Origin of the sequence: Clostridium sp. D5 (assembly GCF_000190355.1) — a bacterium.
GTDB classification, from domain to species: domain Bacteria; phylum Bacillota; class Clostridia; order Lachnospirales; family Lachnospiraceae; genus Faecalicatena; species Faecalicatena fissicatena_A.
This window is the reverse complement of the sequence record NZ_GL870809.1, coordinates 1196340-1218245: the sequence shown is the minus strand read 5'-3', so window position 1 is coordinate 1218245 and position 21906 is coordinate 1196340. Positions and strand designations below refer to the sequence as shown.

The 21906-nt window shown below is 46.9% G+C and carries 14 protein-coding genes; 1 reads left to right on the top strand and 13 read right to left on the bottom strand.

Annotated elements, in window-relative coordinates:
- Positions 1-7 precede the first annotated feature (7 nt).
- The 13 genes from HMPREF0240_RS05105 to HMPREF0240_RS05040 form a co-directional block, all read right to left on the bottom strand.
- The gene (locus HMPREF0240_RS05105) at positions 8-1423 is read right to left on the bottom strand and encodes a 6-phospho-beta-glucosidase (RefSeq protein ID WP_009002375.1); all 1416 of its coding nucleotides are present in this window, start codon (positions 1421-1423) and stop codon (positions 8-10) included.
- A gap of 4 nt (positions 1424-1427) precedes the next feature.
- Positions 1428-2981, bottom strand: coding sequence for a DUF5597 domain-containing protein (locus HMPREF0240_RS05100; RefSeq protein ID WP_035312405.1), 1554 nt, complete (start codon positions 2979-2981; stop codon positions 1428-1430).
- A 1-nt stretch (position 2982) separates the two neighbouring features.
- Entirely contained in the window at positions 2983-4410 is a 1428-nt protein-coding gene (locus HMPREF0240_RS05095) for a family 43 glycosylhydrolase (protein ID WP_009002373.1), read from the bottom strand.
- A 2-nt stretch (positions 4411-4412) separates the two neighbouring features.
- Entirely contained in the window at positions 4413-5813 is a 1401-nt protein-coding gene (locus HMPREF0240_RS05090) for a PTS transporter subunit EIIC (RefSeq protein WP_009002372.1), read from the bottom strand.
- Between the two features lie 305 nt (positions 5814-6118).
- On the bottom strand, positions 6119-6970 hold the full coding sequence (locus HMPREF0240_RS05085) for a PRD domain-containing protein (protein ID WP_009002371.1): 852 nt from the start codon (positions 6968-6970) through the stop codon (positions 6119-6121).
- A 408-nt stretch (positions 6971-7378) separates the two neighbouring features.
- Complete coding sequence (locus tag HMPREF0240_RS05075; RefSeq protein WP_009002370.1) at positions 7379-8578, bottom strand: glycine C-acetyltransferase; 1200 nt, start codon at positions 8576-8578, stop codon at positions 7379-7381.
- A gap of 35 nt (positions 8579-8613) precedes the next feature.
- Positions 8614-9648, bottom strand: coding sequence for an L-threonine 3-dehydrogenase (gene tdh / locus HMPREF0240_RS05070; RefSeq protein WP_198137770.1), 1035 nt, complete (start codon positions 9646-9648; stop codon positions 8614-8616).
- A 222-nt stretch (positions 9649-9870) separates the two neighbouring features.
- Positions 9871-12576: a glycosyl hydrolase gene (locus tag HMPREF0240_RS05065; protein ID WP_148486285.1), complete on the bottom strand. Its 2706-nt coding sequence runs from the start codon at positions 12574-12576 to the stop codon at positions 9871-9873.
- A 21-nt stretch (positions 12577-12597) separates the two neighbouring features.
- The gene (locus HMPREF0240_RS05060) at positions 12598-13674 is read right to left on the bottom strand and encodes a uroporphyrinogen decarboxylase family protein (RefSeq protein ID WP_009002367.1); all 1077 of its coding nucleotides are present in this window, start codon (positions 13672-13674) and stop codon (positions 12598-12600) included.
- 39 nt (positions 13675-13713) lie between these two features.
- Positions 13714-14883 carry a PLP-dependent aspartate aminotransferase family protein gene (locus HMPREF0240_RS05055; RefSeq protein ID WP_035312401.1) on the bottom strand — a complete coding sequence of 390 codons (1170 nt, stop codon included), beginning with the start codon at positions 14881-14883 and terminating at the stop codon, positions 13714-13716.
- A gap of 9 nt (positions 14884-14892) precedes the next feature.
- Positions 14893-15735 (bottom strand): ABC transporter permease subunit, encoded by an 843-nt coding sequence (locus tag HMPREF0240_RS05050; protein WP_009002365.1) that lies wholly within the window; start codon positions 15733-15735, stop codon positions 14893-14895.
- On the bottom strand, positions 15736-16614 hold the full coding sequence (locus tag HMPREF0240_RS05045) for a sugar ABC transporter permease (RefSeq protein ID WP_009002364.1): 879 nt from the start codon (positions 16612-16614) through the stop codon (positions 15736-15738).
- Between the two features lie 205 nt (positions 16615-16819).
- Positions 16820-18193 (bottom strand): sugar ABC transporter substrate-binding protein, encoded by a 1374-nt coding sequence (locus HMPREF0240_RS05040; RefSeq protein ID WP_047776682.1) that lies wholly within the window; start codon positions 18191-18193, stop codon positions 16820-16822.
- Between the two features lie 401 nt (positions 18194-18594).
- Between HMPREF0240_RS05040 and HMPREF0240_RS05035 the strand changes: the two genes are divergently transcribed.
- Positions 18595-20685 (top strand): alpha-amylase family protein, encoded by a 2091-nt coding sequence (locus HMPREF0240_RS05035; protein WP_009002362.1) that lies wholly within the window; start codon positions 18595-18597, stop codon positions 20683-20685.
- The last annotated feature ends 1221 nt before the right edge of the window (positions 20686-21906 follow it).

Here is a 21906-nt window from a genome sequence, read left to right as displayed (position 1 = left end):
CTGACTTTTATAAATCCTCCAGGCACTGCCCGTTTGTCTCTATTACATGCTTGTACCAGTAAAATGATTTTTTCTTATATCTTTTCAGCGTACCACTGCCGTCATCGTTTCTGTCCACATAGATAAAACCATATCTCTTCTTCAGCTGCGCAGTGCTTGCACTTACCAGGTCAATGCATCCCCACGTTGTATATCCCAGAAGCTCAACACCGTCCTCTACAGCCTTTGCCATTTCCCGGATATGAGCATCCAGGTATTGGATCCTGTAGTCATCATTCACCGTCAGTGCGCCATCGTCACCGGTGGTCAGTTCATCCACGGCCCCAAGGCCATTTTCAACGATAAACAGTGGTTTCTGGTATCTGTCATACAACTGGTTCAGATAATAGCGCAGCCCCTGAGCATCTACAGGCCATCCCCATTCGCTTAGCGGCAGATAGGGATTGCTCACGCCTCCCATAAGATTGCCTTCCCCTGATTCCGCCTTCGGGTCCGCAGACTCACAGGTACTTCCATAATAGCTGAAAGATATAAAGTCCACTGTATTTTTCAGAATTTCTTCGTCCTCCGGGCGCATATGTATCTTCACATTGTTTTCTTCGAAATAACGGTCCATATACCGGGGATAATATCCTCTTACCTGTACGTCTGCAAAATAATAATTTTCCTGATCGCGTTTCATTGCTCTCACGACATCGGACGGATCCGGTGTCAGAGGATATGTGGGGCTTCCCAGAATCATGCAGCCAATCATGGCATCGGGCATCATCTCATGTGCAATACTGACTGCCAGGGCGCTTGCCACCAGTTCATGATGGATTGCCTGATACAAATCCTGCAGGGAGAGGGCCTCCTTCGGTGTCATGATTGCACCGCTCATAAAGGGGGCATGCAGGATGGAATTGATCTCGTTAAATGTCAGCCAGTACTTTACTTTTCCTTTATAGCGTGCAAAAATAGTCCGCACATAATTTTCATAGAAACCAATTAGTTTCCTGTCAGTCCATCCATTATACTCTTTTGCAAGATGAAGAGGCGTCTCGTAATGAGAAATTGTCACCAAAGGCTCTATTCCATATTTGTGGCACTCATCAAATAAATCATCATAAAACTGGAGGCCTTTCTCATTCGGTTCTCTGTCATCCCCGTTTGGGTAGATCCTGGACCATGCTATGGAAGTGCGGAATACTTTAAATCCCATTTCGGCAAACAGCCTGACATCGTCTTTATAACGATGATAAAAATCAATCCCCGTCAGTTTCATATTATCTTCTGTAGGTATTTCAGTGGGAGCCCCCATAATACCCTTTGGTGCCACGTCCTGTATGGACAGGCCCTTTCCGTCTTCCAAATAGGCACCCTCACACTGATTGGCCGCCACCGCGCCTCCCCACAAAAATGTTTTCGGAAATATCTGTTTCATTTTTTTAATCCTCCTGATAAAAATACCATTTAACTCGCTGCAGCTCAGGCTTTTCCAGCATCAGCATGCAGTACCGCTCGTCTCCGTTCAGAATGCGCCCTCTTTTAAACATGCCATTCTCAAACCGGCCTTCACTGTACTCCAGTATCCCCAGCTGCCTCTTCTCACTTTTTAAGGGAAGCAGCGAATATCTGAAATTCACACCCGCGGCATAGAACTCCCCTTCGCCGCTTTCTATGATGAACCCCGCCGCCTTTGGAGTATCCTGTTTCTGGTCCAAATAGTCAATCCGTATATCGCAGTTTGTAAGGTGTATGACTGTCCCTTTTTCATGCTCATTTTCCCGCAGAAACCCATACACTTTTCCCAGTTTCTGATATCGGTATATTACCTCCATGGCGGAATCCAGCAGTTGATACGCCCAGCCGAGGAACTCACCTGTCTTTTCACATTCCCATGCATTTCTATCGATATTCAGAATTTTCATAACATCCGGATTGCCAATCCCCGTCCGTGTCTCAGGAGGCATCAGGAAATCTTCGATGCCGAAAGGAGAAAAACACAGCGTCTGGCATGTGCCCACCGCGTAAAACAGATGACTGATATTTTTGATATCCCGCCTGTGCTCCGGAATCAGCAGCGGATTATCCGCCGCCCTGTATTCCCTGCAGATCCCCTGAAAATCAGAGGTATACACATCCGGACAAAGTATATCAATATCCGGAGCAAGCATTTTCCAGAGAGGGCCGAAGCGGGCGATCGGGCCGCCGCTTGGATATCCCCCCGGACGCCATGGAAATTTTTCAATCCAGGCGTTCACACACATCGGCAGCGGGCAGGCTCTTTTTCCAGATTTTGCAATCTGTCCCACAGCCTTTGCGTAGGCATATTCCATAAAAACTTCTGGGGCCTCTTCTCCAAATGCCTGTTCCCAGGTGCCGCTTTTTTCATAAAGGCCGGAAATTCCATCGGGAATCTCTTTCCCAAACAATTCATTTGCAGCCTTGGAGTAGTCTCTGTCACTGCCCAGCAGTCCCACTTCATTTTCCACTTGTACCAGTATAACAGTCTGCTGCTCTTCATTTTTTTCGCCTATGTGTTCCATCAATCTGCCAAATGCCTTTGCATCTGCATCCACAGCAGCCTGGCAGAAGGGAGAAACGACATCCATTTGGCGGTTATTTCTGTCTGCCACCCGAAAAAAACGCTTCTGATCTGTCTTCACCCATTCCGGCGTATAACTGGATATACCGTTTTTCCACAGGCCAAACCAGAGTATCCCTAATTTTACGCTTTCCCGTTCCGCCTGTTTTATAATGGCATCTAAAACAGTAAAATCAAATACATTCTCCTGCCTTTCAATCATTTCCCAATAAACCGGAACCAGAAGGCTGTTGATATGAAGCCCTTTCAGGAAGGGCCAGACCTGTTCTTCCATATATCCCGCATCGGACGCCGAAGAGTTATGCACTTCCCCACATAACATGGTAAATGGTTTCCCATCTGCAAACAGCGTCCATATGCCGTCTTCTTTTCTTAACTCAGGGTTCTTCTGCATACTATGAAAACCTGAAATCCAGCATATCCATAGAGTCCACGTCTGGTTCAAACCGGAAGCAGACCGCATGTATGCCGTCGGAAATGACTGCGGGCGCAGTGCAGGACTGCCATTCTTCGGAAGTGTTTCCCACATGTATCACAGCTGCCGGGCTATTCTTTTCATCATCCAGGCAGACATAGATCTGCCCGGATGCCCCTTTCACGGTGACTGTAATCTCTGTTACTTCTGAAAACTCCAGGTATTTCACACCGCAGACCGCATTTTTCTGAAGATTTTTCAGATATAATTTCCGCTGCTTTCTCTCTGCCTCCCCCGTTTCCCATAGATACGGCACCGTCTCATCATAGGGCGGCTTTGAGGGAATATGGCAGGCCGGTTTGGGGCCGTGCAGATTGCAGATAATGTAAGCCGAATACTGTGATTTCGCAGGCAGTGGGCCGTCATTCAGGCCGCAGCTTGTGATTTCCACCTGAGGGATACTTCCATCCTCCAGGATCTGTATCTTTTCCGCACACCCCTGACGGCTGAAATGCGTTCCGTGGGTATGCCGGTGGTAAAAGATATAGTACTGCCCCATGACCTTCGCAATTCCACCGTGGTTATTGGCATCGTAGGCTGTCTGCCCCTCTCCCAGGCCGATATCGCCATTAGAAACAATCACACCGCCGAAGGCAAACGGCCCTGCCGGGGAATCGGACACGGCATAACACAGCTCATGCCCCTGCAGGCTGGAATATACGAAATAGTATCTCCCGCGAATCTTTCGTATACTGGATGCCTCAAAGAAAGGATGTTCTTCGAAACTGGTTCCTTTAGCAGAAGAATAGCCGTTTGCAATCAATACCGGCCTGGAGATCACTGTTTTCATATCCCGGTCAAGCTTCACCATATAGGCACCTGGCATGATATGTTTATTCATAATCTCAAATTGTCTTTTCGTTTTGTCATCTACTTTGTGTGAAAACCCATAATACAAATAAATGCCGTCTTCTTCAGCCAGAATCCCCGGATCAAACGCCAGCCCCTCCGGAATGCTGCCGTCCTCATATGCGACTCTGCCATAATATTCAAAGGGGCCAGCCGGAGAACCGCTTACCGCAACTCCTATGTATTCCACATCAGAAAGCCCATAATACAGGTAATATCTGCCATCAGGACCCTGTGCAGCATCAGGTGCAAACATCAGTTTCTTCCCTTCCTGGTTGTCTCTGTCCTGATCCTTCCGATAAATCACGCCTTCATACTTCCAGTCTCCCAGGTCCGAAAGCGGGGTGCTCCAGCCCACGTAGTCTTCCTCACAGTAGGTAGTTCCATGTGCCCGGTCGTGGGAGCCATATACATACAGCCTGTTTTCAAATACATGAGGCTCTCCATCCGGTACATACTCCCAGGACGGCAGGTATGGATTAACAGCTGTTTTCTTCATTCCTATTCCTCCTCTTTCACCATAGAATCATTGAATCCAAATAAATAGGTCAAAACCGCAGTTCCGAAAAATCCAATCGCAGATGCAATAGCGACTGATGCGCCGCCCAGACCAATCAGAGCCGGCAGTGTTAAGATACAGGTCGTCATTACAGATGGGAACATCACTCCCGACATTCCTACAAATATGCCGCCCACGCCGGTGCAGAGGCATGCTATAAAAAACGGCCGTTTATATTTCAGGTTCAAACCATAAATTGCAGGCTCCGTCACACCGCCCACAAGTGCCGATATAGCCGCCGGCAATGCAGCGCTTTTCACAGAAGTCTTTTTTGTTTTCAGCCAGATCCCCAGTGCAGCACCCGCCATGGCAAAGTTCGTTGCTACCGTACAAGGAAGCAGCATATCCCCGCCATATACCATAATATTATTCATAACAACCGGAACCAGTCCCCAGTGGAAGCCAAAAATGATCAATATCGGCCACAGTACTCCAAGCGCAAATCCTGCCACTGCCGGAACGGTATCTACCAGCCATCCAAGTCCGTTTCCGATCCCTGATCCGATCAGATCCGTAACAGGTCCAATTACAATCAGAGAAACAGGCACGATAATCAGCAGTGTTAAAACCGGCACAAAAATAGACCGTATGATTTTCGGGAAAACTTTTTTCAGCACTTTTTCCAGTTTACTCTGCGCATATACTGCAACAATAATCGGCAGTACAGAAGAAGTATAGCTGATCAGTACAACCGGAATCCCTAAGAACTGTGTTTCCGTGCCGCTGCTGTACAGCGCTGTCAGATCAGGGTATACCATCGCTGCGGCAATGGCAACCGACACAAACCGTTCCGCATCAAATTTCTTTGCTGCTGTAAATGCAAGGAAAATCGGCATGAAATAGAAAAATCCGTCTCCGATTGCATATAAGATCGTATAGGTCGTATTTTCCGGCGAAAGCCAGCCAAAAGTAGAACACATAATAGCAACTGCCTTCAGCAGCGAAGCTCCCATCATCACTCCCATAAGCGGAAGAAAAATTCCAGCTACAGTATCAATAAAAACATTAATAATATTCTTCGGCGACAGTTTCTCTTTCCATGTTTTCTTAACGTCGCCGATCTCCACATCATCAATTTTTCCGCCATAGGTAACACCAGTCACTTTTTCAATGGCCGCCATTACTTCGTCAACGTGTGTACCGATCACAACCTGGTACTGTTCCCCTGAGACCATTAACTTGATAACACCCTCAAGCTGCTGCAGCTTCTCTTTCTTTACCTTTTCGGTATCATTCAGCTGAAACCTCAGTCTTGTCATACAATGCATCAATGATTTGATATTTCCTTTTCCGCCGACACACTGCACAATCTGCTCTGCCAGCCTGCTGTAATCCTTTGCCATAATTCGTTTCCTCTCTTTCTGATAAATGTATTTACTTAATCCACGTATTTGCTCCGATCATTCCTTATTCAAAGCAAAATCTATCGTCTCTGCAGAAGACCTTAAAACACCATAACAGCGGTATTTCACAAAAATTATTGGATACTCGTTACGTTAATAACAAAAAATGACCCAGAAAACCCGGCTGCAGCTATACTGTCTCCCATGGTTATCCGGATCATGCTGAACTAAATCATAACATTCCTTTTTCAATATTTACTTACGACGCAGCCTTTCAATCTGGCTGCATCCCCTCTTACATCTCACTATTCTGAATGCTTCCTGTTCATAATCTGTACCAGATGAACAGTCAGATACAACACTTCGTCCGCATTCACTTCATAACTGTATTTCTTCTCTATAAACTCACAGACCTTTTTGCTGCAGGCATACTCTTCTTTGTATTTCCTAAGTGTGAGGTTCAATGGCTTCACATCATTCTCCTCAAAATAAGTCTTTGTAAGCACCCTCTGGGCAAAAAACTTCAGATGCGTCATATACCTGCAATAGATGAGGGAATTCTTATCCAGAGCCGTCATCCGCTTACCGAAGTCCCGGGAAATAATCCTGTCCATTTCATCGACTAACGTAATCATTGCCCTGGTCTGATCATTTTCCGAATTAGACTGGGCATTTACAAAATGCATTGCAATAAATCCCGCCTCATCCTCCGGCATCCGGATTCCCAGCTGCTCCTCAATCAATTTCAGCCCCGCTTCTCCAACACTATATTCTTTCTGATAAAACTTTTTAATTTCTAAAAGAAGTGTATTATGCAAAACCACATCATTATTATAATTATCCACTGCCCCTGCAATATGGTCAGGAAGCGAGATATGGATCGACTCATCCAGTTCTGCCCCCAGGCAGTCATACGCCAGTTCAATCAGCTCCTCCGAAAGATTCACAATACAATCCGGCACCCGTTCCAGAAGCTCTGCAAAGCGGTCCATATGCTGCCCGTCCTGCAGCACAAACACCTTATCAATCTTCGACTTGTCCACAGAATCCAAAGGGCGCTTAGCATACCCGATCCCATTTCCCAAAAGAACCAGCTCTTTTTCATTATCATCTAACACAATAACACAACTGTTATTCAAAACTCTGGAAATCTTCATAAACTTTCCCCCGGATTAAAATAAAAAAGACCCGTACGATGATTCCATATAAACTATGAAATAAACATCTTAACGGATCATGCTGAACTGAATCATAACATTCCATATAAATTATTTTTCTTACAAAATGTACTATATCAAATTGTAATGGAAAAAACAATAGTAAAAACCACCTATTTTCCCACCCCAATTTTATGCACATCATACAAATCCCATTTCATCTGACTATCTCTAAAATCCGTTTTAAAAGCACGCCTTACATATACAAAGAAAACCCTAGCCAGTCCAAATACGCCGGCCCGGTCTTGGTCAACCCTCCGGGTTATACCTATCCCTACCGCCTGGCTGCACATAGCTAAGTAAAAGGTGAGACTGGTTCCCTGCCGGGGAACCAGTCTCACCTTTTACTTAGCGTCCCCCCTCCACCTCATCCCGTACCTCCTTGAAGCACTTCACGATATAGTCGATATCTTCTTTCGTGTGCCCCGCACTGACCTGCGTCCTGATCCGTGCTCTTCCCTTAGGAACCACAGGATAGGAAAATGCCACGACATAGACCCCTTTGTCCATCATCTTTGCCGCCATCTCCCCCGCCAGTTTTTCATCATAAAGCATCACCGGCACGATCGGATGTGTACTCTCAATAATATCAAATCCCGCCTCTGTCATTTGTTTTCTATAATAAGCCGTCGTCTCCTCCAGGTGATCCCGAAGCGAGGTATCGCTCTCCAGTATTCTGAACACCTCCAGGCTGGCCCTGGCAATCGCCGGTGCAAGCGTATTGGAAAAGAGATAAGGACGGCTGCGCTGGCGCAGAAGGTCTATGATTTCTCTTCTGCCGGTTGTATATCCGCCGGATGCTCCGCCCAGAGCCTTTCCAAGCGTTCCTGTTATAATATCCACTCTGCCTTCCACACCACAGTGTTCTGCAGTGCCGCGTCCTGTCCTGCCTACAAAACCAGCCGAATGGCTGTCATCCACCATGACAAGCGCCTGATATTCATCAGCCAGATCACAGATACTCTTAAGATCCGCAATAATACCATCCATGGAAAATACGCCGTCTGTAGCAATCAGTTTTATTCTGGCCCCCGCTGCATCCGCCGCTTTCAGCTGTTCCCGCAGATCATCCATGTCATTATTTTTATAACGAAAACGTTTTGCCTTGCACAGGCGCACGCCATCAATAATACTCGCATGGTTCAGTTCATCACTGATCACTGCATCATCCGCTGTCAGTATCGTTTCAAACAGGCCGCCGTTGGCGTCAAAGCAGGAAGAATACAGTATCGTATCCTCTGTCCCGAAGAACCTGCTGACAGCCGCTTCCAGTTTTTTATGAACATCCTGTGTACCGCAGATAAATCTTACTGAAGAAAGCCCGTACCCTCTTTCTCCATAGGATTTCACAGCAGCAGCAATGACACTGGAGTCGTTGGCAAGACCAAGATAATTGTTGGCACACATATTCAGCAGCTCCCGGCCGTCTTCCAGCTTTACTTTTGCTCCCTGGGGTGAGGTGATCAGTTTTTCTCCCTTGAACAGGCCGGCTTCTTTTATATCGTCTACCTCTTTTTTATAAAAATTAAGAATATCCTCTTTTTTCATTACCAGTTTACCTCCCAATTTTAATTTACGATGCACTAGTGTAATGACGTCCAATCTAAAACTACTTTCCCCGAATTTCCGCTGTTCATAACGGCAAATCCTTCTTCATAGTCTTTGATATCAAACCGGTGGGTAATAATGCGCTCTATGTCCAGTCCGCTCTGAAGCATGGTATCCATCTTGTACCATGTTTCCCACATTTCCCTTCCGTAAATACCTTTGATCGTCAATCCGTTAAAGATCACTTTGCTCCAGTCAATCCGGGCATCGGATTTCTGCAGTCCAAGCAGGGCGATCTTTCCGCCGTTCTTCATATTGTTCACCATGTCGTTAAAACCGGATTCAATTCCGGACATTTCAAGCCCCACGTCAAATCCCTCTTTCATACCCAGTTCAAGCATCACGTCCTGCAGGCTCTCTTTCGCAATATTTACCGCCCGTGTGACCCCCATTTCACGTGCCAGCGCGAGACGATATTCATTCACATCCGTGATAACAATATACCTCGCGCCAACATGTCTGCTGATCGCCGCAGCCATGATTCCGATGGGGCCCGCCCCTGTGATCAGGACATCCTCACCGATTTCATTAAAAGACAATGCGGTATGCACGGCATTTCCCAGGGGATCAAAACAGGAGTACAGTTCCTCCTTGATCTGAGGGGAACACTTCCATACATTCGTAGCGGGTATTACAAGATATTCTGCAAATGCCCCGTTTCGGTTTACACCAACCCCCTGTGTATTCCTGCAGAGATGAGGAAGGCCCGCCAGGCAGTTCCGGCATTTGCCGCAGACAATGTGGCCTTCTCCGGAAACTTTTTCGCCAACATAGAACCCCTCTACATTTTCACCTGTCTCAACAATCTCTCCGACATATTCATGACCGGCTGTCAAACCGATCGGAATTGTCTCCTGTGCCCATTTATTCCAGTTATAAATATGTACATCTGTTCCGCAGATGGAAGTCTTCAGGATTTTTATCTTTACTTCATTTTTGCCGACCGGCGGAATCTCTACACGTCTCATCCAAAGCCCTGGTTCCGGTTTTTCCTTTACCAGTGCCCACATTGTATTCTGCTCTGCCATAACCAACCTCTCCTTTTTGTATCTGCCCTAGAGTGTGTTTGAAAATTCATTGCCGCAATATGCCGCCCCACTTCACGGTCTATTTACTGCCAAATCCAGTCAACGTAGCCCACTACGCCTCCTGAATTTGGCAGTAAATACCCCGCAAACTGGGACAACATCTTGCAACAAGCAATTTTCAAACACGCTCTAAGGCAGTACATTCTAAACTTTGTTTTTTTGCTTCAGGCCCGTAATTGCAATCTTTCCCCAGAGTCCTGATGGAAGTGGTTCTTTTATCATCTCTCTTTCACGCCAGTTGAAGAGCCTTTCTTTTCTGCACTGCTCCAGCCCGCCTGTAGCGTATGGCCACTGCGTAATAATCTTATTCAGCTCTATTTCAGGATATTGGGGATCAATCATCCTGTTGATCAGCAGGTTTGTAACCAGAATCTCTATTTTATTCTCTCCCTGCTGCAGGAACCCGGTGATATCCGCCTGATAAGGGTGCTTGATCAGAGTATCGGCAAGTTTACCGTTTATATAGATCTCAGCGGTCTCGCCGATATGCTCAAACTGCAGAAGAATCTTTTCCTGTTTATTCAGATTCTCCCACTGCTCCTCTGTAATCAGGAACCTTTTTTTGTAATTGCCGCTTCCCGAATAATACATAAGCTTTGGTACCTGTTCCCAGCTTTCCAGTTGTTCATAACTTTTCTGTACATCTTTTTTGGGAATTTCCAAATTCCATCCTATGGAGATATCCAGTATCTCACTCTCCACCTGCTCAGTTTCCGCCAGCGGCTGCTCCATCTCTCTGTCAAATACAAAGATCAGGGACTGATATGCCTCAAGATATACTTTTACCTCAACGCTATATTCGTGCTCCTCTGTATACCGCACGGCTTTCTCTTCACCGTTCATTGGATCAAATACGCAGAATCCACCATGCACATTTGTAAATTCAATAGTTTCTTCATATCCCATTTTATTAACATTAGACACAAAATAAATATCTTCCGTGTTTGTCTTGCGGTGTACATATCCTACCATATCCGGGTGGATTCCTATCCTGACATCAGGCTGCTTGGTTCTTCGCAGTTCACCTATCAGGCAGCCGTATTTGTCCTCAGTTACGACAGCTTTACCGCAGCTTAGCAGTTCATTTCCAATCTTTTGGATCTCTTCTGTGTCTTCCTCATAGCCAAGCCGCCCGCAGGATTTCTTCGGAAGACGTCCTGCCGCGATTACTTTGCCGCCTTTTCCTGCAAATTCCCGGATCTTCCTCATCGTTTTTGCAGGAATTCTGTCACATTCTATGAAAATCAAAGTATCATACGGATATGTATTCCAATTTTCCAGTACATCATCATTCACATAGTCGAACCAGTATCCTGCCTTATGCACCGCATCAACACAGGACGCATCCAGCCTTTCATCCAGCTTCATACACATGTGGGTATCCGCAAGGGGTGTCTCCGCCCAGATATCATGCTGCGGAAGATAAATCGCCGTTGTAACAACGGCATCTCCACGCTGCATAAAGTCGCATACACGATTGATATAGACACTGATCTTTTTATAGTATTTCCACCATGTATTCGTGTGGTTGATATTGGTAGATGCGTAAAATGCCAGCATCTCCTCATCGTCCGGCTTACTGTAGCCATATCCGTGATTGACAATCTGATTGATTCCGTCCAGGAAAATACTGTCCGCCGCCGCCTTGATGTTTTCCAGCGTTGCCACAAAGCGTGGAAAACGCAGCCATGTGAAAGATTCATTGGATATAACCGGCCTGTGATATACATGCCCCGCGGAAACCGCCAGCTTTCTGTGCACCGTGTTTACCTCGTATCTGTCAAAGGCTGAGAATGTCTCTCCCTCCGGAATATCTGCCGCACCGTAGGCCTGCAGTATATCCCCCCAGGTTCCATGTGCCTGGATTCTGGATAGAGCACCTTTTTCGTGGCACCAGTCTGTCAGCTCATGGAAGAAGTTCTCCACCGTCAGCTCTGCCATGGTTTTCTGAAAATCATATCTCACCTGTTCCGTCATGCCGCGGATTTCTCCCCAGAGTGCATAGATATACGGTCTGAGTTCGTACCCCCGCCTCGTTTTAAATTCTTCGTACAGAATATCTGTCCAGTTATGCCCGAACACCTCGATTGAATCGCAGAAAAAGTTCTGTATTTTTCCTTCTCCTACAGCCTCCACGATGGGATCTCCGCCATATTCCAGAAATGCCCGCAGAGATTCCTTTCTGTTGTGGTCAATGATCAGCCCGTCACCGCCGCGCAGGGGTTTCAGTACCCGCTGTTTTTTATCGCTGGAAACAAACAGTACGATCTTGTGCAGCCCTTTGGGAACTTGGATCTCGCAGATTTCTGTCCCCCACGGCCAGTTGAACAGATATTTATCCACAATCTTATCCGTAATATCCACAATTGTCTCCGGCAGCATCTGGGCGCCTTCCATCTTTCCAAGTACAGCCCCCACCACTTTCCCATAGATAACAGTAGTCAGATCTTTGGAAAATGTGCATGGACCGTCTACATCGATACTGAAGGGAAGGACACTCTGCCCGCTCAGCTCCTCGGGCAGGAAAGGACCGCCAAAAGGCCAGGATGAACCGAGGGTCAGGTCAAACTGCATATCTCTCTTTGCTGCTTCATCCGCTGCAAACCTTATCATATCGAAGAATCCAGGAGACAGATATTCATAATTATGAATCCCCTTCTCCTCGTTGTCCGCCTGCAGGGGATAGAGAATCTGAAGTTCCACTCCGCCGATCTGTGCATCCAGCATAAGATCTAATTCCCGTACAATTTCCTCTTTATCAACTGCACAGCCATACCACCACCATCTTGTCCGGCCTCTTGCTTCCCTGCGGGGATGGCACAGCTGATCTCTAATCTCCTTTTTGTTCACTACTTAACCCTCCTGGCTGTCTCAGTCATTTCGCAGGTCTGCCCCTGACTGCTTCATTACGTCCTGCAGCCTGCTGATATAGTATCTGTAATATTCCAACGGAGTAGAAGGCGCCACCTGATGGTCGGCCCCCGGTATATATCCGCCCTGCCTGATCACCGGCAGAATTCTGTCAAATTCCCTGTCTATTGCCTCTGGTCCTTCCGCAATCCGCAGCTTATTATAACCGCCGGCAAACTTCAGCTTTGGAAATTCATCCCGTACCGCCACAATGTCCATGCCTGCATTCACGTCCATCGGAAGGAATCCGTCTACACCCGCATCCACAAATTCGGGGATCAGCTTCATAAAGTCTCCGTCTGTATCCACAAACACATTTCCACAGCCATACTTTTTCAACAAAGGAATCAATTTTCTGTAATAATTTCCCACAAACTCTCTAAAACAGTCCGGTGATATCATCGGCCCGTTCTTTCCGCTCAGATCCTCCTGAATATAAATCAGATCCGTCTGTATTACAGACAGCACCTTCGGGAGATATGTTTCATAGATATCCAGAGTAAAACTGTTGATATCGTGAATCAGTTCCGGTTCATCATAGAAAGCATACAGATGCTCCTCAACTCCCAGCAGCTCCCTCGGTATCCAGAAAAACCCCTCAATATTCATACGTACGGAGCAGTCTCCTTTTTCATGGCCTTCACGGAGGCTGCCATATACTTTTTCGATATTTTCGTCTGTAAACCAGCATGCCACCTCTTTTTGGACATTCTCCCGGACTGTTTCCCATTCGCTTTGGGATGAAATCCGTATACCGGAGTCACCGCCGTGCGGAAGCAGAAACTTCGCCCGCCTTACCGGATCAAACCCGAGATAAGACTCATAATCCAGCACCGGCTTTCCAAAACTCACTTTAAAATACTTTTCACAGGCTTCCTCTTCCTGCTGCACAAGCCCTTTCCAAAGTGCTTCCGGAAGACCTTCTTCGTAAAACCGGCTGACAGTCAGATCCCATGGATAAAATGTCTCCTCCACAGAGCCTCGTCCCTCTAACTGCCCGAAATTCAAAGTTGCCTGTTCTCTCTCTCTGTTTGTCATAAACTTTATCTCTCCTGTTTCGCAGACATCCTCTCCGCGTTATACCTCCTGCAGCGCCTGTTCCAGGTCCTCGATCAATACATCTGCACCTTCCAGTCCGCAATGGATACGTATCAGGCCGCTGTCATGGGCATTCAGCTTTAAAAACTCCAGCTCCTCCCGACTGTAATGCATCAGAGGACACAGCGCCAGGCTCTCGAATCCGCCCCAGGAACATCCAATCTCAAATACCTTCAGACGGTTCACCGCCTCCACTGCTTTTTCCGGGGAATCTTTCAGCACAAAGCTCAGCAGCCCGGTATGTCCTGTCTGCTGTTTTTTAATCAGTTCTGCCTGAGGATGTGACTCCAGTCCCGTATAATATACTTTTTCTACTTTCGGATGATTTTCCAGATAGTGTGCCACTGCCATAGCCGTCTTCTGGTGCTCTTTTGCCCGCACCTGCAGTGTACGCAGCCCCCGGATCGCCAGCCAGGCCTCCATCGGCCCAAGAATGCCGCCGAAAAGTTCTCGGACAGTGTCTTTCAGGTATTTTCCAAGTTCCTCGTCTTTAACGGCCAGTATCCCTCCGATAATATCGCTGTGGCCGCCGATATATTTTGACATTGTATGCATCACGATGTCGATTCCCATTGTAAGTGGTTTCTGATACAGCGGTGTACAGAATGTATTGTCAATATAGGTTTTAATCCCATGCGCCCTGGCAATTTCCGCCGTTTTTGCAATGTCCGTGACCGTAAATACAAACGTGGCGGGGCTTTCCAGCAGAATCATATCCGTATTCTCCTGGATCATCGCCTCCAATACGTCTGTATCCATTCCATCCCAGTAAGATACTGTCACGCCCAGTTTCGGTATGAAGTATCGATTCAGTATATTTTTCACGGGCTGATACACATCACGCATACAGATGATATGGCTGCCTGCCCGGCACACGGCCAGTATTGCCGCCGATGCCGCCGCCATTCCGCTGGAAAATGCAATCGCCATGCATCCCTGTTCCAGCGCAGCCACCTTTTCTTCCAGGATATGCACCGTCGGGTTCGCCGCCCTGCCGTAGACATATGCCTCATTCTCCCCATGAGCCGCAAAGGATTCCATGCTGTCAAATACATGGAGAGAATTCAGGAAGACCGGAGGAACCACCGCGTTCATATACTGCCTCTGGTCTTCTCCCAGATGTGTTACTGCCAATCTGTCTTCTCTCATTGGTTCCACCTATTCTTTCACGGCTCCGGCCGTCATACCTTCCACGATAAATTTCTGCATTGCCGCAAACATGAGCGCCGTAGGCAGCAGAGCCATGACACCGCCGGCCATCAGAAGGCCCCATTCTACATTGTATTTTCCGATCAGGGTCTTCAGGCCAACCGGGATTGTCCACATTTCCGGAGTACTGATGAAGATTGATCCCGCAATCAGTTCGTTCCATGCGCCGATGAATCCGAATACAAATACGGATACAATTCCCGGGAACATGATTGGAAATACAATCTTAAACAGCGACTGCATTTTTGTACATCCGTCCACCCTCGCTGCTTCTTCCAGTGTAATCGGAATCCGTTCGAAGAAACTCCGCATCGTAATTACACAGAACGGCAGGTTCGCCGTCACATAGAAAATAAACAATCCGACATGAGTATTGATCAGGCCCATTTTCGAGAAAATGATATATAACGGGATAATTACCAGGATCCCTGGAATCATCTGTGTCACCAGGAAAAAGAGGATGACCGCCTGTTTTCCCTTGAACTTGTAACGGGCCAGTGAATAGCCGCCCAGCATGGAAAATACGGTAACTACCAGTGCAGATGCCACAGATACCAGAAGACTGTTTTTCAGCAGTACCCCGTAGTTAAACTGTTCGAACAGATCCGTATAATTTTTCCATGTAAATGCCTTAGGAAAATAGGTAATATTATTCAGGTCCAAAATCTCTCCGCTGGATTTAAAGGAGGTAACTACGATCCAGTAAATGGGCAGCACAACCAGTAAAAAGAAGAAAATTAAAATCAAAACACGTATGGTACCGCCAATTGCATTCTTTGTTTTTCTGCTCATTTAAAAATCACCTGCCTTATCGTATTTGGTAACTTTAAGGAATACCATCGCATATATTCCCAGAATCAGCATCAATATAACACCCAGTGCCGCCGCAAATCCGAAGTCATAGGATCCAAACGCCTTGGAATACATATACGCAGGAAGCGTCTGTGAGGTATTTGCGGGTCCGCCGTCGGTGATGATGACCACCAGGTCCAGCGAGTTGAATATCCAGATCGTCCTTAGCAGGACTGTTGTAATCAGTGTTGGTTTTATGTATGGGAGCGTGATCTGGAAAAACTGCCTTATCGTCCCGCAGCCATCCACATCCGCCGCCTCATATACATCTGAAGGGATTGACTGCAGCGCTGCCAGTATCATAATTGCAAAGAAAGGAATTCCCATCCATATCATGGCCATAATGACAACCGCCAATGAAAATCCAGGCGTTCCCAGCCAGGCAATGTTGTTGTCAATCAGGCCAAATTTCATAAGAAGGTTATTGACTACACCGTATTCTCCGTTGAATGACCAGCGGAAGATCAGGCCGACAACAAATCCTGAAAAAGCCCAGGGAAGAAATACGATAGACTGATAGATTCCTCTGCCGCGGAACTGCTTTTTCAACGCCAGTGCCAGCGTCATACCCAGCAGAAACTGTCCGAGTACAGATGCAACGACATATATAAAGGAATTCTTCAGAATCATCATGCTGTCCGGATCACCAAACAGTTTGGCGAAGTTCGCAAGCCCGTTAAACTGGATATCATTCGGCGCCGTCAGCTTATAATTCTGAAATGCCATAATAATACTGTTAATGAGCGGATAGCCAAACAACAGAAGCAAAATAACAAGTACGGGAAGTAAAAATAACCACGGTTCCATTTTCTTTTTCATGCAGGTATCACTCTCCTTTGTCGGTTCGTTTTCATGTATGCCCCGGTATTCCTGCTGCGAGGCACAGCCTTTTTCGTTCACAGTTCAAGTACACCCCGGCATAGTTTTAAGATAAAACAGGGGGATTAATGTTTTTAAGTTTCCACATTAAATCCCCCTTTTAAATCTTATCTCACTATACGATTAACTGTTTTCCTTCCAATGTCTACTGCATTGTTTTCGGAGATTCAATCGTAGAGCCTTCATTGTCTGCCAGATATTGTTTCATTCTGGTCGTAAGCTCATCTCCGATATGAGTCAGCACATCCTCTGCGGACTGCTGTCCCAGCAGATATTTCTGAAGTTCAGTATGGAACATATCCTGATGCAGATCTGTGTAGTTGAAAGGTCCATACATTGGCGGTACTGTAAAGTTCGGATCATTCAGTTCGTCTAAGAATACTGCGTAAGGTCCATCTTCACCGTATGTATCATCGTCACCGACATCATTCTTGATCGGAATAAGTCCGCCCATCTTACAGTACTCGATATTGTTGTCAGGTCTAACCAGGAAGTCAATCAGTTCAAGTGCTTCGTCCGGATATTCGGAGGTCTTTGCAATTGTATAGGAGTATGGGCTTCCTGCTGTGTTCATCATCTTTCCGTCAACGGTAGATACCGGCATCGGAAGTACGCCCCACTGCTCCGGATCCATCTTCTCTTCACATGCCATTGCTACTTCTGAGTCATTGGAGATCGTACCTGTCAGGCCGCCTGTAAAGTTGTCGACCATCTCAACAAAGCCCCAGTTAACAGAATCTTCCGGTACGTAACCATCTGTATAGATCTCACACCATTTTTCTACTGCTTTTACACATTCCGGTGTATTCAGGATGAAATTGCCTTCTTCATCGTATACATAACCGCCTGTATATGACTGCAGATAAGCGAGCAGCGGATCAAATGCACCTCTGGCACCGCGGAATGAGTTACCGTAACGCTTCTGGTCTTTATCTGTCAGAGCCTTGATCAGGTCAAAGTATGCATCGTATGTCCAGTCATCCCCTGTCGGAATCTCATATCCAATCTCTTTTACCCAGTCTTTTCTATAGAAAATACCTTTTACCATAAATCCATCAGGAACTGAATATACGTGGCCATATCTTTCTTCTTCCTGTGCCCAGTTAATCTTTCTAACTGCTTCTACGAACTGGTCGCCATTTTCTTTTACATAATCATCAATGGGGATTACCCAGTCTGCCTCTGTGAACTGTCCGAGCCAGAGCGGATGAGTTGTAATTACGTCCGGCAGCTGTCCTGAGGTTCCAAGTACAGTCAGCTTATCCGCTGCATCATCCCACGGAACACTCTCATATTTAACAGTGATGCCTTTCTCCTCTTTAAACTTGGCAAATACGTCCTCATAATATTTCTGGCGCTGAGGGCTGGGGCTGACATCGATAAAACGCAGTGTCACTTCTGAACCGCTTTTCGCGCTGTCGGAGTCGGTTTTTTCCTTCTTGTCGGATGAACCGCATCCTGCAAGCAGTCCGCCTACCATTACCGCTGCCATAATTGCCGCCAATAATCTCTTTTTCATATTTTCCTCTCCTTTTCCTGTTTTTTCAAATCACAATACCGGATGATCTGAACCCTTTTCCTTTTTGTAACACTTCTCCCTTACCTGGCCCTCCCGGTCACTGGTGTGAGGTATTTCCGGTCTGACCACTTATGCAATTATACTAACACCTCACAAAACAGTTGTCAATCAATTTGTGGTTTTTATACTTTTTATCTAATTTTTACCCTGCAATTTTGGTGATTTTTTATCATATATCTTTGCAAATGCGCTTGACAACCTTGTTTAATTTTTATATTCTTAGCTTAATATACTTCCCCTTATCTGCTCTCACTTCTTATTATTTTTAACACTGCTATTATCTAAATTTCAGAAAGGAGCAGGCGATAAACAGTTCTGTACTGTATATTGCTTACACAGCGATGAGTAAAAAATACACTGCCACAAGGCGATGCTACCTGATAGACCATCATTCTCCCCAGCCCCCCGATGTTATACTTAACCATCTGGATATTAAAGAATATGAGGACTTTTTTGAGACCGCTCATATTGATTCTCTCATGGTCTACTGTAAAGACCACTGGGGCGTTACATATTATCCAAGTGAAACAGACGGAGCACAGCAGCATCAGGGAATTAAGGGAGACTGGATCCGGGAAGTCAGCACTCTTTTAAAGGAAAAAGACATTGAATTTGTTGCCTATTATTGTATTGAATATGATGAAGGCGCCGCCAGAAAATTTCCCGAATGGCGTGTAAGACGTCCGAACGGCGCCCCATTAATACGCGATGATGAATTTGCCAAATGGAGTCTCTGCTGTTATCAGACCGGCTACAGAGAGTACTGCCTGACACAATTGGAAGAGATCGTAAGAAATTACTCTCCGGATGCCCTGTTTCTGGATATATTCGGGGCTTCTCTCTGTTATTGCGAGAACTGCCGCAATAAATTTGCTTCTATTTACCACTATCCGCTCCCGGAAACTTCTGACGATATTCTGGCCCACAAAGCAGATATTGTACAGTTCTTAAATCACAATGCAAAAGATTTCCTGGAGGAACTGAAACGGCGTGTGAAGGCCATTGACCCGGAACTGGCTGTTACCATTAATTTTTCCTGCCATTATCCCCAGGAAATCCGCGACATGCTGGATTACCAGTTTTCAGAGCCGCTGCTCAAAGACAACTGGTTCTCATCCGCCTATGCCAGGGACACAGCCATTGGCCAGTATCCAATTCTGGTTCCGGGAGAGGCATCACAGGTTTACAACTACAGTTCCGTGAACGAATACATCTGCGATCTTTCTTCCATCGCAGCTCAGGGCTGCCGTGTCGGCATGTACAGCGGCTCCCAACACATCGACGGCACTCTGGACTTTGAAGAAGCCCGCCGACTCGGCAAAGCATTTACAGAAATCGAAAAAATGGAACCCTACCTGACCGGCCGCACCCCTGTGAAATGTGCCGGCATCCTGCAAAGCGATCTTTCTATGACTGTCAATCTGCCCGAGTTACATCCGGATGCCATCATTCGAATGAAGCGGCACAACCCGCACCAGAATGCCGTGCTGGGTGCCATGCAGCTGTGCGAACATGCAAAAGTACCTTATATGGTTCTGCCTGAGCGCACACTAACCCCGTCGCTTTTAGAGCAATATGACGTACTTCTCTTACCGGAAGTATACGTCATAGAGAACGACACCGCCACGCTTCTGAAAGAGTATGTTGCAAAGGGCGGCCTTCTCATCAGCTCCGGCCAGAGCGGCCTCTGGAATGCAGATTCCACAAAACGCGAAGCATCCTCCATCAGCGGGCTGCTGGGAACAGGCAGCGCCTCTATCCATACCGAGTATGCCGCAAACCGCTGGTCAGCCTACCTGAAAAATACCGGAGACAAGAGCTTTGCAGGCCTGCTTTCCTGCACCACCCCGCCGGTAAGCGAACACTTTATCGAAACGGCCCCTGATGCATCGGCTGAAACGCTCTTAACCTTCGTGTTCCCCTGCGTTGCCTGCGACTCAGAGCACTGGGTGAACTGGTGGAGCCCACCGCCGGGTAAAGACTCCGGTATTCCAGCCCTTCTCCGTCACAACACAGAGAAAGGCCATACTTACTATATGGCATTCGACTTTTTCACAATGGCATCCCAGGAAAGCTACCAATATCCACACGAGCTGTTCCAGGATCTCCTGGAAATGGAAGCGATCACTCCTGCAGTCCAAAACAAAACAAACCTGCCCGAGGCCATAAGAACCGCATACTTCGAAACAGCAGACAGCTACATCATCCACCAGATCTCCATGGTCCCCAAACGTTTCCACGGAGACGCATACCCGCTGAGCGGAGGAACTGTTGAAATAAAAGCACCTGTGAAACAGGCAGAATTAGTTTACCCGGAGGCCAGAATCCTGGAAACGGAGTACAGGGACGGTAAAACAATCGTCATCCTCCCCGAATTCACCCTCCAGCAGATCCTCATATGCAGGAAGGAGGGCTGTAAGATCGATCGTTAGAGGGACGCTGCAGGGGAGCGTGGCAGGGCTCTTTTGGATACGGAATTGCGGCATAACAGCTGCTAATCAAAATGAAAGCCAACATGATGAACACCGCCGACAAACACGGGAATGCCGGATGCATTCCCGCTTGAGTCGGCTTGTCCGCAGGACTGGAAGTCCTGCGGACAGTTCATATGTTGGCTTTCATTTTGATGAAGCAGCTGTAATGCCGCAAAGACGCATCCAAAAGAGCCCTGCCACGCTCCCCTGCAGCTGGTTCATCCAGACGGAAGTAAAAACCCACATCCCCGGAGGGGCCTGCCAGGACGGGTGCAGCGGATTTGTTTTGGCTGCGCGGTATCTGCTGATAACGGATAATTGGTCGTGTAACTAATTCTGTATTCACCTGTCACTGTTCTCATTTTGTGTCATTATCATTTGTGTTCTATCAATATGTATTGCCAACTCACTCCTAATCTCTTTCCGTCTCATTTCACACTTCCCAAGTCTTTTTCAACCTCTCCTTATAGACACACCAGGCTTTCACCATACACTTTATAGACACCAAATGTCCTGCCCAGCCATCCCGATCCATCTCTCCCGTCCCCCACCCGGAACGTTCCACCCAGGAGGCCCCCAGCCTGTGGGGATCGCGGCTTCTGCCGCGTCCCGGAAAACTTCTGTGCCCCTTTCTGGCGGCATAGAGTGCGCCATAGACTCTCTTAATAAAAACGACATCCGATTGGGAGGCTAAATGCTGCTTCCGAAGCAGCATTTAAGGCGGCCTGAGCCGCGCAATTCATCAGAATTGCGGGGTGAATGCCGCCGGTGCCTCTCAATCGGATGTCGTTTTTATTTAGAGAGTCTAGGCAAACGGCCAGCCGCCAGAAAGGGGCACAGAAGTTTTCCAGGACGCGTCAGAAGCCGCGATTCCCACAGGCGACCTCCCCCACAGGCCAATGTCATTAACTTAAGGTATAGTAAAATTGCACAAAGCTAAATCCATACAAAACGATCCACAAGTTTGGAAAGTAATATTACAAATTGCAGCAATGACATATGAATTTTTTGAATTTATGCTCAGACATTTACTTTTTTATTTAAAAGTGGCATACTTTAACTAAGCCTGTTAGCAAACAAACTTTGTGGTAAGGTTCTATGCAATTATAAGGCTGTGCGCTGGTTCATACAGTAAGTGTGCGACTTACCGTACTTGTGCCAGAGCGCTCCTCCTTACGG

Excerpts from the sequence above, each read along its gene's own strand:
- HMPREF0240_RS05100 (WP_035312405.1), bottom strand. The coding sequence starts at position 2,981 with ATGCAGAAGAACCCTGAGTTAAGAAAAGAAGACGGCATATGGACGCTG.
- HMPREF0240_RS05060 (WP_009002367.1), bottom strand. The coding sequence starts at position 13,674 with ATGACAAACAGAGAGAGAGAACAGGCAACTTTGAATTTCGGGCAGTTA.
- HMPREF0240_RS05055 (WP_035312401.1), bottom strand. The coding sequence starts at position 14,883 with ATGAGAGAAGACAGATTGGCAGTAACACATCTGGGAGAAGACCAGAGG.
- HMPREF0240_RS05105 (WP_009002375.1), bottom strand. The coding sequence starts at position 1,423 with ATGAAACAGATATTTCCGAAAACATTTTTGTGGGGAGGCGCGGTGGCG.
- HMPREF0240_RS05085 (WP_009002371.1), bottom strand. The coding sequence starts at position 6,970 with ATGAAGATTTCCAGAGTTTTGAATAACAGTTGTGTTATTGTGTTAGAT.
- HMPREF0240_RS05090 (WP_009002372.1), bottom strand. The coding sequence starts at position 5,813 with ATGGCAAAGGATTACAGCAGGCTGGCAGAGCAGATTGTGCAGTGTGTC.
- HMPREF0240_RS05040 (WP_047776682.1), bottom strand. The coding sequence starts at position 18,193 with ATGAAAAAGAGATTATTGGCGGCAATTATGGCAGCGGTAATGGTAGGC.
- HMPREF0240_RS05035 (WP_009002362.1), top strand. The coding sequence starts at position 18,595 with ATGAGTAAAAAATACACTGCCACAAGGCGATGCTACCTGATAGACCAT.
- HMPREF0240_RS05095 (WP_009002373.1), bottom strand. The coding sequence starts at position 4,410 with ATGAAGAAAACAGCTGTTAATCCATACCTGCCGTCCTGGGAGTATGTA.
- HMPREF0240_RS05045 (WP_009002364.1), bottom strand. The coding sequence starts at position 16,614 with ATGAAAAAGAAAATGGAACCGTGGTTATTTTTACTTCCCGTACTTGTT.
- tdh (WP_198137770.1), bottom strand. The coding sequence starts at position 9,648 with ATGTGGGCACTGGTAAAGGAAAAACCGGAACCAGGGCTTTGGATGAGA.
- HMPREF0240_RS05075 (WP_009002370.1), bottom strand. The coding sequence starts at position 8,578 with ATGAAAAAAGAGGATATTCTTAATTTTTATAAAAAAGAGGTAGACGAT.
- HMPREF0240_RS05050 (WP_009002365.1), bottom strand. The coding sequence starts at position 15,735 with ATGAGCAGAAAAACAAAGAATGCAATTGGCGGTACCATACGTGTTTTG.